Origin of the sequence: Streptomyces caelestis, assembly GCF_001279005.1 — a bacterium.
GTDB lineage: Bacteria > Actinomycetota > Actinomycetes > Streptomycetales > Streptomycetaceae > Streptomyces > Streptomyces heliomycini.
Genome location: NZ_LGCN01000051.1, coordinates 141871 through 158158, shown reverse-complemented (window position 1 = coordinate 158158; position 16288 = coordinate 141871). Strand labels below are relative to the sequence as shown.

Below are 16288 nucleotides of genomic sequence, written 5' to 3'. Positions count from 1 at the left end.
GGCGCCCATCGCGCCCACCGCGAGCGGTGAGCCGGTCAGTTCCTTGATCTGGAGCGGCAGCGCGATCAGCGCCATCACGCTGCCGAGGTAGGTGACCAGGCCCTGCACCCACAGGAGGCGGAAGTCGCGGGAGGAGCGCCAGGGCGTGAGGTCGGGGAGTACCGCCGTGAGCTTCTTGATCATGGTTCAGCGGCTCTCGGCCGCGCGCTGCGGGGAGCGTGATGTTCTCATCGACCCGTGTTCCACTTCCGGTCCGGGGTGCCGGGGCACGCACGTCCGGACGGCGGACCGTGGTCGTGGGGCGGGGCACCGGACTTGCTGAGCAAGTTAGGCAAGGCTTACCCGGACAGGGTAGGGAGTGGGGGCCCGCTGATCAATCGAGCTTTCCGGCGGCCCCGTGGCGATCGGGACGTGGAGGGGGCGCGGGCGGCCGGGAACGGGTCCGGGGCGGGGAACATCCCCGCCCCCGCCGGTGTTGGTTCCAGCGGCAGAACGAAAGGCGGAGCCGTGCACGGTGAGTACAAGGTTCCCGGCGGCAAGCTGGTCGTCGTGGACGTGGACGTGGAGGACGGCGCACTACGGCGCGTGCGGGTGGCGGGCGACTTCTTCCTGGAACCCGACGAGGCGCTGGACGCCGTGAACCGCGCCCTGGACGGCGCTCCCGCCGACACCGGCGCCGCCGGTCTGGCCGCGCGGATCGACGCGGCCCTCCCCGAGGGGACCGTGATGTACGGGCTCACCCCGGAGGGCGTCGGCATCGCGGTGCGCCGCGCGCTCGCGCACGCCACCGACTGGACCGACTACGACTGGCAGGTGATCCACGAGGGCCCGCAGTCCCCCGCCGTGCACATGGCGCTGGACGAGGTGCTGACCGCCGAGGTCGCCGCGGGCCGGCGTCCGCCGACGCTGCGGGTGTGGGAGTGGGGCGCTCCGGCGGTGATCATCGGAAGCTTCCAGTCCCTGCGCAACGAGGTCGATACGGAGGGCGCCCGGCGGCACGGCGTCGAGGTGGTGCGCCGGATCTCCGGCGGCGGCGCGATGTTCGTGGAGCCCGGCAACACCATCACGTACTCGCTGTCGGTGCCGGAGGCGCTGGTGCAGGGGCTGTCGTTCCAGGACAGCTACGCCTACCTCGACGACTGGGTGCTGGGCGCGCTCGGCGAGATGGGGATCAGGGCCTGGTACCAGCCGCTGAACGACATCGCCACCGACCAGGGCAAGATCGCGGGCGCCGCCCAGAAGCGGATCGTGGGCCCGGACGGCGGCCCCGGCGCGGTGCTGCACCACGTGACGATGGCGTACGACATCGACGCCGACAAGATGCTCGACGTGCTGCGCATCGGCCGGGAGAAGCTGTCCGACAAGGGCACGAAGAGCGCGAAGAAGCGGGTGGACCCGCTGCGCCGGCAGACCGGTCTGCCGCGCGGGGCCGTCATCGAGCGGATGATCGACTCGTTCCGCGCCCGGTACGGGTCCGCGGACGGCAAGGTGACGGACGAGGAGCTGGCCCTCGCGGAGGAACTGGCGCGGACGAAGTTCACCACGCCGGACTGGACCGCCCGCGTGCCGTAGAAGCGGGAGCCGCTTGTCCGATCACGAAGAGCTGGACGACCAGAAGGAGGATTGCTTCACGAGTCTCTCCTCCCATGACTTGACCAGCCTGTGGAAGTCCCCCGCGCTTCGGTCACGGGCCGATTGCAGACGTGAGTACGCGAGTCCGATCCACCCCTTGTGGTCCTCGCTCTCCCTCGGGAAGGGCGAAGGACTGGAGGTGAGTTCGCCGGCCCAGGTGATGACCTGTCCCCGTAGGAACGCTGTGTCGGCCCACTCCTCCCCCCAGTCGTTGTGACCGCCCTCTTCCATGACCCGGGCCCCGTCGAAGCAGTTGTAGGCACGCCAGGCACTGTTCAGAGCTGCCTCGGCCTCACCCTTCGCGTGCTCCAGAACGGAGCACCGGTAATAGAGCAGCCCTAGTTGCTTGAGCACCTGGATGTCCGTGAAGTTCTCCTCCAGCAGGTCGTCCATCGCGTGGGGCATGCCTCCGCCCTCGGCGGAGGCACCGCGGGTTTGATCGGTGCTGTGACGACGGTGGGGGTCGTTCAGAAGCTCACCGACGCCTTTTACGTAGTTGTCACCGATGAGATCGATCCGCTTGGCATCGGCCAACCGCCAGTCCACCGGATTACCCAATTCCAGATCGACTCGCGCCTTGAGCAATATGACTTCGTGTGCCTGGACGTGGCACCCGGCGACCTCCTCCAAGAGGCCGGATGCGGTGCTGAGCACCGAGTGCTTGCTCTCGGCGCTCAGTTCCTCGTCGTAGAGCGCCTGGCTGAGCAGACACTCGGCTGCGTCGATCAAGTCCGTGCGGAACTTGTCACCATTGCGTTCTCTCCGGGCAACCTCTTCGAATTGACAGGCCGCCTCCCTGTACCGCCAGATGTACCGGTTGTACCTGGCACGGGTGCGGAGCACCTCCAGGCTGCCGGGAAAGTTTCGGGCCGCCTCGTTCAGGAGTTCCCACACCGGTGTGTGATCCACATCCAGGGGGTGCTTGCCGTAAATGGCGGACAACCGCTGGTACTCGCGGAGCAGGCGGAACCGGGCCTCACAGTGACTCCAGCTCGACCCGTAGTGCTTCTCATGCGCTGTCAGGGCGTTCTGGCGCTGCTTGTAGACCTTGTCCACACGCCATTGTTCCGCGGAAACCAGAATGCGTCCCCTGGCCACCTGCGCGGGAACCGGGATGGCTCGAGCCGCCACCAGCAGACTGCCCTTCCGGCGCCAGTCGCCGTCGATGCACCACAGGTCGAGCAGCGCCATGTCCTGATCGCCGCACCTGCTCTCCCCCTGCTCGTCCAGCCAGGCGCGAACCTGGGCGACTGCCTCGGCATATTCGGGGAGCAACGGCCGTCCGGGGCTGTCTCCGTACCAAGCCTGCTTCGTGCTCAGCACCTTTAGCCACACCTTGTAGGTGTACACGCCCGGGAAGCGGGTCACTGCGCGCTTGGCTGTCCGAATGCTTTCTTCCAGACTTGCCCGGGCTGCGGAACGCTCGTTCCGTTCACGCAGCGTATGAGCCTGAAAAGCATGGCACTTGGCCAGTTCGATCAGGTAGTCCGACTGCCAGGAGAGCAAACCCTGTCCGTCGAAGCCGGCGGCTCGGCTTCTCAGGAGATCCAGGACCTCGCGCGCTCCCTGGAACTGCGCCTGGGAATCCGCGTGCCTCTCGTGCACATTGCGCAGGAAGTACGCGGCGCGGGCCGTGAGGAACAAGGGCCACTGACTGCGAGGTCCCCAGGTCTTCTCCAGCGTTGCGAAGGTGCGTCGGGCGAGGTTGAGACGCACCTCGTCGTCCCTGATCTCCAGGGCATAGTAGAAGCTGCAAACCAGCAGGTTACTGGTCCACTGGTACTGGCGTTCAGGCAGTTCCACCGAGAAGCGTACGTTCTCCTCAGCCAGTCCATACGCCGTCTTCTGAGCGGCCAGCCGCTCCTCCGCCGTGGTCGCCGCGTCGCAGCGCAGGCGAGCGAGGCGGTACGACAGCCAATTGTGGGTCTGCCGATTACGGGGGTCCCTCGCCTCGGGCAGGGCGCCGATCATCCGCTCGACGTCATCCAAGTACCGCTGTACGCCGGAACGGTCGTCCACTGTGATCTGAGCAGTTGCGGTGTTCAGGATCCAAGAAATGGACCAGATCGACCTGAGCAGGTCCGGTCGCCTGGGCCTGTCCTCCTCGGTCGTAAGCCTCTCTGCGAGACGAGTCCGCGCCGACAGGACGTGCTGGTGGGCCTGATGCCGATGGGATCCGTGGAACCCGCACTGGTCGATCGCTCGCAGTACGTTCCCTGGTAGATCGGATGCACAGGCCTCCATCAGGAGGGCGGCTCGCTCGAATTCCGTGACAAATGTTTCCGTGGCGCGCTCGCTCGGGACGGCGCGGGAAGCGACATTGAGGCGGCCCGCGGCAGCATACAGTTCTTCGAGGTCACCCGCCGGGCCCGCCGCTCCGACGGGTGCCGGGCCACCGGCGACCGGGGCACCCTCTGGTGCCGAGACGGCCCGCTGTCCGACGGGCAGCACGAGCGCATCGGGAAAGCCGCCATTGACGTAGTCACCGCACCGTGCACGCAGCCCGGGCAGTGCGCCGCCGAGGTTGTGGTCCAGCCATCCGGTCGTCCGGCGCAACGCCTCCAGAAGAGGGGGAATCTCGGCCAGCAGTTGTGCTTCACCGCCCGTCGAAACCACGGGCAACACCGTGGCGACCAGCAACCGCACGGCGTCCGTGAGGTGTCCGTCCACGATGTCGGCGTCATCCGGGAAGTCGGACGTCTTGTCGAGCAGGTCCTTCTTCAACGCCTCACGCGCGGCAAGGCCGATCTCAAGGAGGCGGTCCGCCGGATCGGAACCGCGGCTCTGCACAATCACCTTCTCGTTGAAGAGTACGCGTAGCACCTGCCTACACAGGCCCATCTTCTCCAAATCGCCGAGTCCCAAAGCGAAGTCGTCCAGAAGCGCCCACATGGTGAGCACGGACTGCCCCTCGGACCAGGCGTCGGGGTATTTCGGCCACACGCGCATCAGCGCGTCGACAACAGTGAGAAGGGCGGCCTGGAGCAGGGCGTCGGAGAACGTTTCGGGATCGACCCACTCCTGCGTCTCCTCGCCGAAGTCGTCTCCCGCCAGGAACCTGTCGAAGTCGTCCCTACGGTGGTAGTTCTGAGCAACGTGCAGAGCGGCCATCTCGATGACGCCCGGACCACGTGCAATGTCCTCGTAATCCAGGGTGCGGATTCCGTCGACATCGGTCCTCAGGTTCTCAGCCGCGAGGAAAACCCCGATCAGTTGCTTGGCCGCAGCGGTTTCGAGTTCACGCACCACCAGTGGCCGTCTGCGCCTCCAGCGAGCCTGCACGTCGAAGTCCACTGGGTCAAGGGACTCCAGAAGAACGACCGCTCTTTTGAATACACGATGAGACAGCAGGTCATCGAGCTCCTTGCGGAAGCCAGGATTCTTTAAATCGATACCGGACGCCTTGATGACAAGGACCAGGGTATGCTTATTGACGAGGCGCGGCAGCAAGTCTTCCAGAAAGTCCTCGATACGCCCCTCCGGCGTGGTCCGCAGGTCCCCGTCATCCAGCGTCTGACGTAATGCTCTGGAAATTGCTTCCAACAAGGGCTTTTCTGCCGCCGGGTTGGGCTCGATCTCCAGAATCGCAGGCGGCTTCGCCAGTTCGGGGACTTCGTCCCACCCCTCCAGGAGGTGGCTAAGCAGCGCCGATTTCCCGGTCCGCTTCTGCCCCACGACGGGTAGGACCTGTCCGACGCGCACCTCCTCGCGTGCTCTCTTCAGCAAGTCGTCGCGGCCGATGAAGGGAGTGGGCGCCGGTGCGGGCTCCAGCCCGATGTGCAGGGGCGCTCCGACCGCCTCCGATCCTTCGCCCGACGACTCGGCCGGAGCCGGGGGCGCAAAGACCGCTTTCGTGAAGGACGGCTTGTATGCCTTGTTCCTCACCCAGGGGAGCTGGCCGGAGGGAGCTGCGTTGTGGACGGGCGCCGGGAAACCATGATGCTTGAGCCAGGCAGCGGTGCCTTCCAGCAGACGGCTCGGGGTCCAGAACTCCTCCCCGGGTGCTCCGCCGCTCTCCAGGCAGGAGATCAGGGCTTCCCCGAAAGCAGTCAGCTCATGACCTTCGGGAGATTTGGCTTTCTGGTTTCCGGCACAAGCACCGATTACGTAGCAGCCCTCGGATTCCTCTCCGGAGAGGTACTGCTCCATTCTGAGGTCCTTCATCGCCTGCCCCGCGTGGCAGCAATCCAGCAGGACCAGCTTCAGGCGCGCGCTCCCAGAGATCTCGTTGACCAAGGTCTCGAAAGCAAGCATAGTGGCAGTCGATGACACGTCCGAATCGTAGAGGGGCAACCAGAGTCGCCCTCCCTCGTCATGTCCGTGCCCGGCGAAATAGAGAACGAAGGCATCCTCAACACCTTGTGACGCCGTCCGGACCGCAGTGAGGACATCCGCTGGGCTAGCTTTGTCCTTGGAGGCGTCCAGGACCTGGCAACTGAGAGGTGCCAGACCCCAGATCCGAGGGCCTCGGAGCCTGTCCCGCAATGAATCGGCCGTGCGTTCCACTGCGGCGAGCCGCGCCAGGGAACCGTCCCTGAACATCCCGGAAGTGATCAGCAGCGCCTTGGACTTGTCGGGCCTCGGCCACCATTTATCTGTCATGAGTTCCCGAAAGCACGCGGCAGTTCCCGCAACACCGCCTCGGCAGTTTCCTGGTCACGGGCCTCCACCGTCACCGATCTGGAGCCGTCGGCGGAGTCGACCCACTCGACACGGAGGGCCGGCACATCAGCGGGCTGTTCGGCCGGTCGAGCCGCCAACTGCGGGAAGGCACCACTGGACAGCCAGTAGTCGAAAATCGCCTGCCCCAGAGCCCCGAGAAGTGCGTCGTCCAGAACGAGTTGCAGGCAGTCCATCATGACGCCCATGTCGCCGGGCGCGGTCGGTGCGTGCTCGCGGTGCAGATCCACCCGACGCAGAGCGGGCTCGGCTCGAAGCCAGTTCTCCAGATCCTTGAGTTCCGCCGGAGCCGCATTGTCCAGCCTCAGTCTGATCTTCATCCGCTCTCCCAGCGTCCCCCAACAGACAGGGGCCACAGGCTACCAGAGCAGCTCTGCCTGGCAGTTGACCTCGGATTCGTCCGGTCCGTTGGGCACCGGACCGGTGTCACCGGAAGTCGGCATCCCGATGCAGAAGGAAAAGCGCGCCGGGCAGCATCCCGCGACTCCGAGCCCGAGCAGGCGGCCGGAACCGGGAGAGGGGAAATCCAATACCGCGACGGTCTTCGCAGCGATGGGTGACCGCCTGCGCCGCTGATGTGGTTGTGGGCGGGAACCTTGAGACGGTCCGGCTGCGAGCAGGTGAACTGCCCGCTGGACAAAAGTGGTTCGCGCATCGGTTCATCAGGTCCCAGGCCGCATGCACCAGCTGTCGAACCAGGGCGACGGGGGCGCCTTCACCTCAGAGCCCGCCGCGATGGCCGGCCGTCGTCGATGACACACAGGGCCAGACGCAGCCTGCCGATCGGAGTCAGCAGGAATCACTGAGCCGTTTCCATCTTGATCAGCTGGTGAGTTCGAGAGTGACGATGGCGCGGGCAACGGTGGTGATCCTCGTGGTGCTGCAGCGCAGGTTGCGAAGTACCCGCCGGCACTTGAGGGTGGCGATGGCGCGTTCGCCGAGGCTTCGGATCTTTGCGTGATCGCGGTTGTGGCGGCGTCGCCAGCCGCGCAGGCGCTTGCCCCGGATCGGGACACGGACGGCGGATCCGGCGCCCTGGTAGACCTTGTCCGCCCAGCACTTGATGCCGTCGGCGGCGAGGGCGGCGGGGATGCCGTGGGTGCGGGCCGCGGTCAGATCGTGGACGGCGCCAGGCAGGGCGTCCGAGACCCAGAGCAGCCGTCCGGCCGGGTCGGCGAGGACCTGCACGTTCATCCCGTGGTGCTTCTTCTTTCCCGAGTAGTACGGGCGGTCGGCCGCAACACGGCCGATCGGCAGGAGTGTGCCATCGAGGATCACGTACGCCTTCCTGCGGATGGTGTGCATGGCCTGCTCCAGCGTCGGGGCGAGGATGGCCAGGAGGCCGACGGCCTCGCGTATGTAGCGGTAGACCGTTGCGATCCCGACCTGGAAGCCGACGGCGATGCGTGTGACACTGGCGTCCCGTCCGCTGTGCGAACCCCTTCCGCACCGTCCCCCACGAAGAGTGCGCCGTGCGTTCCTTTCCCCTGCCGGTCGCCCTGACCGCGCGCCTGTCCCCGGTCCTCGTCCTCGCCGCGGCCGGCTGGGTCCTGTCCTCCGGCCCGACGGACGCGGCGCAGGAGGCCGCGGACCGGCCGACCGGGAAGACGGAGACCCGGTCCCCCTCCGCCCCTTCGCGGACGCAGGCGGTGAAGACGTACGCCGCCGCGCCGGCGCCGTGCGACAGCGTGGCCGAGAAGACCGTCACGTCCCTCGTGCCGGGCGCCAAGACGGCCGGCAAGGAGATACCGTCCACGGACCCGGATCTGCGCCGCACCTGTTCCTGGAACGCGCTCAAGGGCTACGAGTACCGCTGGCTCGACGTCTCCTTCGAGGTGCTGGAGTCGGACGAGGCGGCGGAGCGGTCGTACCAGGAGCGGGTGGAGGACAAGAGCGGCGGGGGTGCGGTCCCCGGGCTCGGGAGCGAGGCGTACTCCGTCGTGAACCTCACCACCGAGGACAAGCAGCAGACGCGTGAGGGCGTGGTGGTGGCCCGCGCCGCCAACGCCCTGGTGGTGGTGACGTACAACGGCAGCGACTTCGAGTCGAAGAAGGCGCCGGGCACGGACGAGATCAACAAGGGCGCCATCAAGGCCGCGAAAGAGGCGGTGGCGGCGCTGGAGAAGAACCGGAATTGATAGTTCCGTGACATCTGTCACGGCCCTCGGCGATCTGTGCGGGTCGCTTAGTAGAAACCGCCCTGCCGACATGGGGGACTTGTCCGTCTTGCCGTGAATGCGGAAGGGGACGGGGCAGGGGGCGCTCGGGCGGGAAGCCGACGGTCGCCGCTTCTTCGCCGCATGAGGCTTTCTGACGGGGCGGCAGGCGCCTCGAAGGGGCCGCCGCGGACGGGGCGGCACGCCCCCCGGCCCGCCGCAAGCCCCTCGCGGGCCTACGAAGCGCGGTAGTAGGAAGACCCTTTGCGCCCGGTGCCGGGGCGTCCCAAGAATGACCAGCCTCCGGACAGCAGAGGTGAGGTCACGCATGGGAAAGCATCGCCATCAGAAGCAGTACCGGCGGACGGTCGTCGCGGCGGTCGCCCTGGGGGTCATAGGCATACCCTCGGTCGCCATGGCCTGTACGGACTGGTCCGACGACGGTCAGGGGCAGAGCCGGGACACGGCGGCCGGCGCCGAGGACAGGTGGGGCGGCCCCGACCGGTACAGCCGGTGGGACGGCGGGCGGCACGGTGAGTCCACGGCCCTGCCGTCGGACACGCCGACCGCCACCGCGAGCCCTTCGAAGCCCGGTGCGCCGAAGGACGGCGGCGCGAAGCCGTCGCACGAGCCGAAGGCGAAGGTCTCCGGGGCGACCGCCTCCAGGCCCACCACCACGGCCCCGAAGCCCGCCACGGCCGCTCCCGAGCCCACGACTGCGGCCCCGAAGCCCACGACCGCGGTCCCGAAGCCCACCGCAGCGGCTCCGAAGCCCACCACGCCCGCCCCGAAGCCCACCGCCACCGCGTCGAGCCCGGCCGCGACGGGCGGCGCCGACGCCTCCGGAGCCGTCGCCAAGGTCGTGGAACTCGTCAACGCCGAGCGCGCCAAGGCCGGTTGCTCCCCGGTGAAGGCGAACTCCACCCTGGCCGAGGCCGCGCAGGACCACAGCGAGGACATGGCGGCGAGCGGCACCATGTCGCACACCGGGTCGGACGGCTCCTCGCCCGGCGACCGCATCACCCGCGCCGGCTACAGCTGGAGCACCTACGGCGAGAACGTCGCCTACGGCTACTCCACCCCCGAGCAGGTGATGACCGGCTGGATGAACAGTCCCGGCCACAAGGAGAACATCCTGAACTGCGCGTTCAAGGAGATCGGTGTCGGCCTCGCGCAGCCCGGCTCCTACTGGACCCAGGACTTCGGCACGGCCCGGTAGCCCCCGGTACGCTCACGCGCGCCGGCGGCCCGCCCTCAGCGCGACGTGTTCGACCGGCGGGCCGGCGCCGCGCAGCCCGAACGAGGCACGGGCGAGCACCGGGAACGGGATGCCGTACTCGGGGCCGGCGTGCCCGGTGAGCGGCATCGGCGCCGGCACGACGACGTCGGCGGGCGCGATGGTGGACACCGCCCGCTTCCCCTCCCTGCCCGGCGCGACGAGGCCGGGGCGAGCAGCCACGAGGGGGATGTCGTGCGCCGTCCCCACCCACAGGGTGGGGACGACGCACGTCGTCCGGCGGCGGGCCGGCGGCACCGGCAGCAGGTCGTCGGTGACGAGGCGGCCGTCGGTGAGGGTGGCGCCCGGGGGGAGTTCGACGCGCCCCGCCGGGTCGGGCACGGGGCGGCGGGACGGCGTGGGCGGGACGGTCGCGGTCATGGGCGTGCCCCTTCGGCGAGGGTCACCGGTGGAGTGCCGGGATGATCTCCGCGCCGTACGCGTCGATCGTCGTCTCCTGCGCGTCGTGCATGTCGTACACGGCGAACTGGTCCACGCCCAGTTCGCGCAGCGCCCGCAGCTTCTCGATGTGCGCCCCGGGCGGGCCGAGCAGGCAGAACCGGTCGACGATCTCGTCGGGGACGAAGTCCGCGGACGGGTTGCCGGCCCGCCCGTGGTGGCTGTAGTCGTAGCCGTGCCGTCCCTTGACGTACGAGGTCAGCGCCTCGGGGACCAGGCCGGAGTGCTCGCCGTAGCGGGCGACCAGGTCGGCGACGTGGTTGCCGACCATGCCGCCGAACCAGCGGCACTGTTCGCGGGCGTGCGCCAGGTCGTCGCCGACGTACGCCGGGGCGGCGACGCAGACGGTGACGGACGCCGGGTCGCGTCCCGCCTCCACGGCCGCGGCGCGTACGGCCTTCACCATCCACTCGGTCAGGTACGGGTCGGCGAGCTGGAGGATGAAGCCGTCGGCCTTCCGCCCGGCCAGGGCGAGCGCCTTGGGCCCGTACGCGGCCATCCAGACGGGCAGCCTCCCGTCGCTCACCCACGGGATCCGCAGCGACTGCCCGTCGACCTCGGCCTCGCGTCCTTCGGCGAGGTCGCGGATCGCGTCGATCGCCTCACCGAGGCGGGCCAGGGTGCCCGGCCTGCGTCCGGCGACGCGCATCGCGGAGTCGCCGCGGCCGATGCCGCAGACGGTGCGGTTGCCGTACATGTCGTTGAGGGTGGCGAAGGTGGAGGCGGTGACCTCCCAGGTGCGGGTGCCCGGGTTGGTGACCATCGGGCCGACCTTCAGTGTGGTGGTGGCGGCCAGGATCCGGCTGTGGATCACGAAGGGTTCCTGCCACAGCACGGCGGAGTCGAAGGTCCAGCCGTGGGTGAAGCCGACCCGCTCGGCGCGCTTCATCAGGCCGACGACCCTCGAGGCCGGCGGGTCGGTCTGCAGGACGAGTCCGAAGTCCATGCGCGGCTCTCCTAGGTGAGGTACTGACAGGTGGACCGCGGGGTGTAGACGCCGTGTCCGGCGCGCCCGGTGTACTCCCGGTCGGTGATGACGGGGACGCCGCGCGAGAGGACGGTCTCGACGCGGCCGGTGACCCGCTTGCCCTCGTAGGCCGAGTAGTCGACGTTCATGTGGTGGGTGTCGGCGGAGACGACCTGCTCGGCGTGCGGGTCGTAGACGACGACGTCGGCGTCGGCGCCGGGTGCGATGGTGCCCTTCTTCGGGTACAGGCCGAACATCCGGGCCGGGGTGGCGCAGGCGATCTCGATCCAGCGGCGGCGGGAGATGTGCCCGTCGAGGACGGCCTGGTGGAGCAGGTCCATGCGGTTCTCCACACCGGGGAGACCGTTGGGGATCCTGGAGAAGTCGCCCCGGCCGAGCTCCTTCTGGCCCGTGAAGCAGAAGGGGCAGTGGTCGGTGGAGACCACCTGGAGGTCGTTGGTGCGCAGGCCCCGCCACAGCGCGGCCTGGTGCTCCTTCGGCCTCAGCGGGGTGCTGCACACGTACTTGGCGCCCTCGAAGCCGGGCTCCGCGAGGTTGTCGGTGGACAGGAACAGGTACTGCGGGCAGGTCTCGCCGAAGACGTTCAGCCCCTCGTCGCGGGCCCGCGCCAGCTCGGCGACCGCCTCCGTCGCGGAGACGTGCACGACGTACAGCGGGGCGCCCGCGACCTGGGCGAGCCGGATGGCGCGGTGGGTGGCCTCGGCCTCCAGGAGGGCCTTGCGGACCTCGCCGTGGAAGCGCGGGCCGGTCTCGCCGCGGGCGAGGGCCTGTTCCACGAGCACGTCGATGGCGATGCCGTTCTCGGCGTGCATCATGATCAGTCCGCCGTTCTCGGCGGAGCGCTGCATGGCGCGCAGGATCTGGCCGTCGTCGGAGTAGAAGACCCCCGGATACGCCATGAACTGCTTGAACGAGGTGATCCCCTCCTCCACGAGGAGGTCCATCTCCTTCAGCGTCCCGGCGTTGACGTCCGAGACGATCATGTGGAAGCCGTAGTCGACGGCGCAGTTCCCCTCGGCCTTGGCGTGCCAGGCGTCCAGGCCCTGGCGCAGGGACTGGCCGACGCTCTGCACGGCGAAGTCGACGACGGTGGTCGTCCCGCCCCAGGCGGCGGCCCGGGTGCCGGTCTCGAAGGTGTCGGAGGCGAAGGTGCCGCCGAACGGCAGCTCCATGTGGGTGTGGGCGTCGACCCCGCCCGGGATGACGTACTTGCCGGTGGCGTCGACGGTCCGGTCGGCGGTGAAGGCGTCGGCGGCCGGGGTGCCGGAGGCGGCGAGGGCGGCGATACGGCCGTCCTCGATCAGGACGTCGGCGTGGATCTCGTCGGAGGCGGTGATGACCAGGCCACCACGGATGACGGTACGGCTGCTCATGGTGCTCCCTCTCTACGAGCTCTGCGGGCCGGTGCTACAGCGTGCTCCTCAGGGCGCGTTCGAGGATCGCGGCGCCCTCCTCGGCCTCCGCGACGTTGAGGGACAGCGGCGGGGCGATGCGCAGGGCGCTGGTGTCGTGACCGCCGCCCTTGCCGATGAGCAGACCCCCCGCGCGGGCCGCCTCCAGGACGGCGGACGCGGCCGCCGGGTCGGCCTCGTCGGTGCCGGGCCTCGTCAGCTCGATGCCGATCATCAGCCCGCGTCCGCGCACCTCGCGTACGGCGGGGACCTGGGCGGCGGCGGCCCGCAGCCGCTCGATGAGCAGGCCGCCGACCCGGCGGGCGTTGCCCTGGAGGTCGTGCTCCAGCAGGTAGGTGAGGTTGGCCAGGCCGGCCGCCATGGTGATCTGGGTGCCGCCGAACGTCGAGATGCTGTTGGCGTCCAGGCAGTTCATGATCTCGGCGCGGGCGACGACCCCGCCGATGGACATGCCGTTGCCGATGCCCTTGGCGAAGGTCAGCATGTCGGGCGGCCCGCTGCGGCCGTGCGCCTGCCAGCCCCAGAAGTGCTCGCCGGTGCGGCCCCAGCCGGTCTGCACCTCGTCGGAGATCCACAGCACGCCCCGCTCGTGCAGCACCTCGCGGAAGGCCGCGTACAGCCCGTCGGGCGGCGAGGTGAAGCCTCCGACGCCCTGGATCGGCTCGGCGATCAGCGCGGCGGGCGGACGGGTGTGGCCGAGGACGTCCTTGAGGTCGTCGACGCAGGCCGCGACGAAATCGTAGTCGTCGAGCGCGGCGAACGGGCCCCGGGTGCGCACGCCGCCGTGGACGTAGTGCGTCTGGAGCGGGGAGAGCGAGGTCGGGGACCAGCCGCGGTTGCCGGTGACGCCGACCGAGCTGAAGGAGCGGCCGTGGTAGCTGTTGCGCATGGCCAGGACCGTGTTGCTGCGCCGGTGGGCGGTGGCGAGCAGCAGGGCGGTGTCGTTGGCCTCGGTGCCGGAGGTGGTGAAGAACACCCGGGCGTTCGGGATGCCGCTCAACTGGGCGATGCGCTCGGCGAGTTCCACCATCTGCCGGTTGAGGTAGAGGGTGGAGGAGTGGACGATCCGCCCGGCCTGCTCGCTGACCGCCTTGGTGACCTCGGGCAGGGCGTGGGCGGTCATGGTGGTGAGGATGCCGCCGAAGAAGTCGAGGTAGCGGTTGCCGTCGGAGTCCCAGACGTGGCGCCCCTCGCCGTGGGTGATCTCGATGGGCTCCTCGTAGTAGAGGGCGAGCCAGTCGGGGAGCACGGACCGGTGGCGGCCCAGCAGGTCGTCGCTCACGGCCGCACCAGCCCCTCGTAGGCGTCGGGTCGGCGGTCGCGGTAGAAGGCCCACTGCCGGCGCACTTCCTCGATGAGGTCGAAGTCCAGGTCGCGGACCACGAGTTCCTCCTTGCTGTCGCTGGCGACGTCGCCGACGAACTGCCCGCGCGGGTCGACGAAGTACGAGGTGCCGTAGAAGTCGTTGTCGCCGTACTCCTCCACGCCCACGCGGTTGATGGCGGCGACGAAGTACTCGTTCGCGACGGCCGCCGCCGGCTGCTCCAGCCGCCACAGGTGGGACGAGAGGCCGCGGTGCGTGGCGGACGGGTTGTAGATCAACTGGGCGCCGTTGATGCCGAGTTGCCGCCAGCCCTCCGGGAAGTGGCGGTCGTAGCAGATGTAGACGCCGACCTTGCCGACGGCGGTGTCGAAGACCGGCCAGCCGAGGTTGCCGGGCCGGAAGTAGAACTTCTCCCAGAATCCCTCGACCTGCGGGATGTGGTGCTTGCGGTACTTGCCGAGGACGGTGCCGTCGGCGTCGATCACGGCGGCGGTGTTGTAGTAGAAGCCCGACTGCTCGACCTCGAACACCGGCGCGACGATCACCATGCCGGTCTCACGGGCCAGTTCCCGCATCCGGCGGACGGTCGGCCCGTCGGGCACGGGTTCGGCCCAGCGGTAGTGCTCGGGGTCCTGGACCTGGCAGAAGTAGGGGGCGTTGAACACCTCCTGGAACCCGATGACCCTCGCGCCCCGCCGGGCCGCCTCGCGGGCGTGCTCCTCGTGTTTCGCCAGCATGGACTCGGTGTCCCCGGTCCAGGTGGCCTGGACCAGGGCGGCACGTACGACGTTGGCCATGAGCTGCTCCTTCGACGCGACGTCAGAGCCTCTACGCCCGTAGAGAGGGCCGTAGAGGGACGAACGTAAGCCTCTCGGGCGGCCTTGCCAAGACCATCGTCGTGAACCCGCTGGGTCGATCGCGTTTCAACACTCCGGTGGGTGAGCCCACCGGAGTCAGGCGGCGACCGGCGCTTCCGGCGCCGTCGGGGCGCAGCGCCCCGCCAGGTCGTCCATCGACAGGCCGAGCGCGCCGGCCAGCGCGGCCACCGTGAAGAACGCGGGGGTCGGGGCGCGCCCCGTCTCGATCTTGCGGAGGGTCTCCGCGGAGATGCCGGCGTTCGCCGCGACGTCGGCCATGCTGCGGCCGCCGCGCGCCTCGCGCAGCAGCCTGCCGAGCCGCTCGCCGCGTTCACGCTCTTCCGGGGTCAAAGGGGTGCGCACCATGTCACCCATTCTAATACCGGTATAACAATTGGCATGGTGGAGCTGAAGACCGACGCGTCGATCGATGCCCTGTACGAGGCGGGCCAGGTCGCCGCGAGCGCGCTGACGGCCGTACGGAACGCCGCCGACGTGGGCGTCTCCCCCGCTGGAGCCGGACGAGGTGGCGCGGGAGGTGCTGCGGGCGGCGGGTGCGACCTCGCCCTCCCGGGCCACCGGCCCTCCTTCGCGCCGACCCCGTTCCCGGCCGTGATCTGCGCGTCCGTCAACGACGCGATCGTGCACGGCGTCCCGGACGGCTACCGGCTCCGCGACGGGGACCTCGTCTCGATCGACTGCGGCGCCCAACTGGGCGGCTGGGCCGGGGACTCGGCGATCAGCTTCACCGTGGGCGCCCCGCGTCCGGCCGACGTGACGCCGATCGGGACCGCCGAGCGGGCGCTCGCGGCGGGCATCGAGGCGGCCGTCGTCGGCAACCGCATCGGCGACATCGCGCACGCGATCGGGACGGTGTGCCGCGCCGGGGGTACGGCATCATGGAGGACTTCGGCGGCCACGGCATCGGACGCCGTGTGCACGAGGACCCGGGCGTGCCGAACGAGGGCCGGCCGGGACGGGGGATGCCGCTGCGGCACGGCATGGTGTTCGCGATCGAGCCCATGCCGATCGCGGGCGGCACCGGCACGTACCACACCGCCCCGGACGGCCGGCCCCTGCGCACCGACGACGGCACCCGCGCGGCCCACGTGGAACACACGGTGGCCGTCACGGCCGCGGGCCCCCGCCTCCTCACGGCCCGCCGGCAACCGCACCCCGCCACCGCGGCACCCCGTCCCCACGGACAGCCGCGCACCCCGTTCCCGCGGGCGGGTCGTGCCTCCCCCGGCGCCCTGAAGGCCTGGGAGGCGCCCCCAGGGCGACGGGGGTCCCCCCGCTCATGGGGGAGGGTGGGCGCCGGGGGCACCCCCTCCGGGGGAGGCGCCCCGCGAACGCCGGGCCGCGCGTCCCACCCCCGTCCACCTCCACCCGCACCCCGAGCTGGACATGCCCGCCCCCACGGATCGTGTCATCGTGGGCATGAGCGAGCCCCGACCGGGTTACCCGGCCCCGGCACGTCGACCCAGCGAAGGAACGGATGACG

At 69.5% G+C, this 16288-nt stretch carries 10 protein-coding genes and 4 pseudogenes; 4 read left to right on the top strand and 10 right to left on the bottom strand.

Going from position 1 to position 16288, the window contains the following annotated elements; translation table 11 throughout:
• Positions 1-183, bottom strand: a pseudogene (locus ADK41_RS05850) (MFS transporter); the annotation flags it as partial.
• A gap of 324 nt (positions 184-507) precedes the next feature.
• Between ADK41_RS05850 and ADK41_RS05845 the strand changes: the two are divergent.
• On the top strand, positions 508-1572 hold the full coding sequence (locus ADK41_RS05845) for a lipoate--protein ligase family protein (RefSeq protein WP_030833573.1): 1065 nt from the start codon (positions 508-510) through the stop codon (positions 1570-1572).
• A 21-nt stretch (positions 1573-1593) separates the two neighbouring features.
• On the opposite strand, the gene ADK41_RS05840 is transcribed toward ADK41_RS05845, so the two are convergent.
• The 3 genes and pseudogenes from ADK41_RS05840 to ADK41_RS38280 form a co-directional block, all read right to left on the bottom strand.
• Complete coding sequence (locus ADK41_RS05840) at positions 1594-6234, bottom strand: caspase family protein (protein ID WP_030833570.1); 4641 nt, start codon at positions 6232-6234, stop codon at positions 1594-1596.
• Positions 6231-6632 (bottom strand): effector-associated constant component EACC1, encoded by a 402-nt coding sequence (locus tag ADK41_RS05835; RefSeq protein WP_030833567.1) that lies wholly within the window; start codon positions 6630-6632, stop codon positions 6231-6233. The genes ADK41_RS05840 and ADK41_RS05835 overlap by 4 nt, the downstream gene beginning before the upstream one ends.
• A gap of 502 nt (positions 6633-7134) precedes the next feature.
• Positions 7135-7794 (bottom strand): annotated as a pseudogene (locus ADK41_RS38280) (transposase family protein); the annotation flags it as partial.
• Between ADK41_RS38280 and ADK41_RS05825 the strand changes: the two are divergent.
• The gene (locus ADK41_RS05825) at positions 7785-8450 is read left to right on the top strand and encodes a hypothetical protein (protein ID WP_030833561.1); all 666 of its coding nucleotides are present in this window, start codon (positions 7785-7787) and stop codon (positions 8448-8450) included. The pseudogene ADK41_RS38280 and the gene ADK41_RS05825 overlap by 10 nt on opposite strands.
• A 346-nt stretch (positions 8451-8796) precedes the next feature.
• A complete protein-coding gene (locus ADK41_RS05820) occupies positions 8797-9687 on the top strand; it encodes a CAP domain-containing protein (protein WP_030833559.1) in 891 nt (296 codons plus the stop codon).
• Positions 9688-9714: 27 nt separating this feature from the next.
• Here the strand turns inward: ADK41_RS05820 and ADK41_RS05815 are convergent.
• From ADK41_RS05815 to ADK41_RS05790, 6 genes and pseudogenes are all read right to left on the bottom strand, one after another.
• Positions 9715-10125 (bottom strand): annotated as a pseudogene (locus ADK41_RS05815) (cytosine permease); the annotation flags it as partial.
• Between the two features lie 22 nt (positions 10126-10147).
• Entirely contained in the window at positions 10148-11149 is a 1002-nt protein-coding gene (locus tag ADK41_RS05810; RefSeq protein ID WP_030833554.1) for a TIGR03842 family LLM class F420-dependent oxidoreductase, read from the bottom strand.
• Between the two features lie 11 nt (positions 11150-11160).
• Entirely contained in the window at positions 11161-12564 is a 1404-nt protein-coding gene (gene hydA, locus ADK41_RS05805) for a dihydropyrimidinase (protein WP_030833549.1), read from the bottom strand.
• A gap of 34 nt (positions 12565-12598) precedes the next feature.
• Positions 12599-13885 carry an aspartate aminotransferase family protein gene (locus ADK41_RS05800; RefSeq protein WP_030833546.1) on the bottom strand — a complete coding sequence of 429 codons (1287 nt, stop codon included), beginning with the start codon at positions 13883-13885 and terminating at the stop codon, positions 12599-12601.
• On the bottom strand, positions 13882-14724 hold the full coding sequence (locus tag ADK41_RS05795; RefSeq protein WP_030833544.1) for a nitrilase-related carbon-nitrogen hydrolase: 843 nt from the start codon (positions 14722-14724) through the stop codon (positions 13882-13884). Before ADK41_RS05795 ends, ADK41_RS05800 begins: the two co-directional genes overlap by 4 nt.
• 156 nt (positions 14725-14880) lie before the next feature.
• A complete protein-coding gene (locus ADK41_RS05790; RefSeq protein ID WP_030833541.1) occupies positions 14881-15150 on the bottom strand; it encodes a helix-turn-helix domain-containing protein in 270 nt (89 codons plus the stop codon).
• Positions 15151-15183: 33 nt separating this feature from the next.
• Between ADK41_RS05790 and map the strand changes: the two are divergent.
• Positions 15184-16286, top strand: a pseudogene (gene map / locus ADK41_RS44190) (type I methionyl aminopeptidase).
• Positions 16287-16288: the final 2 nt, after the last annotated feature.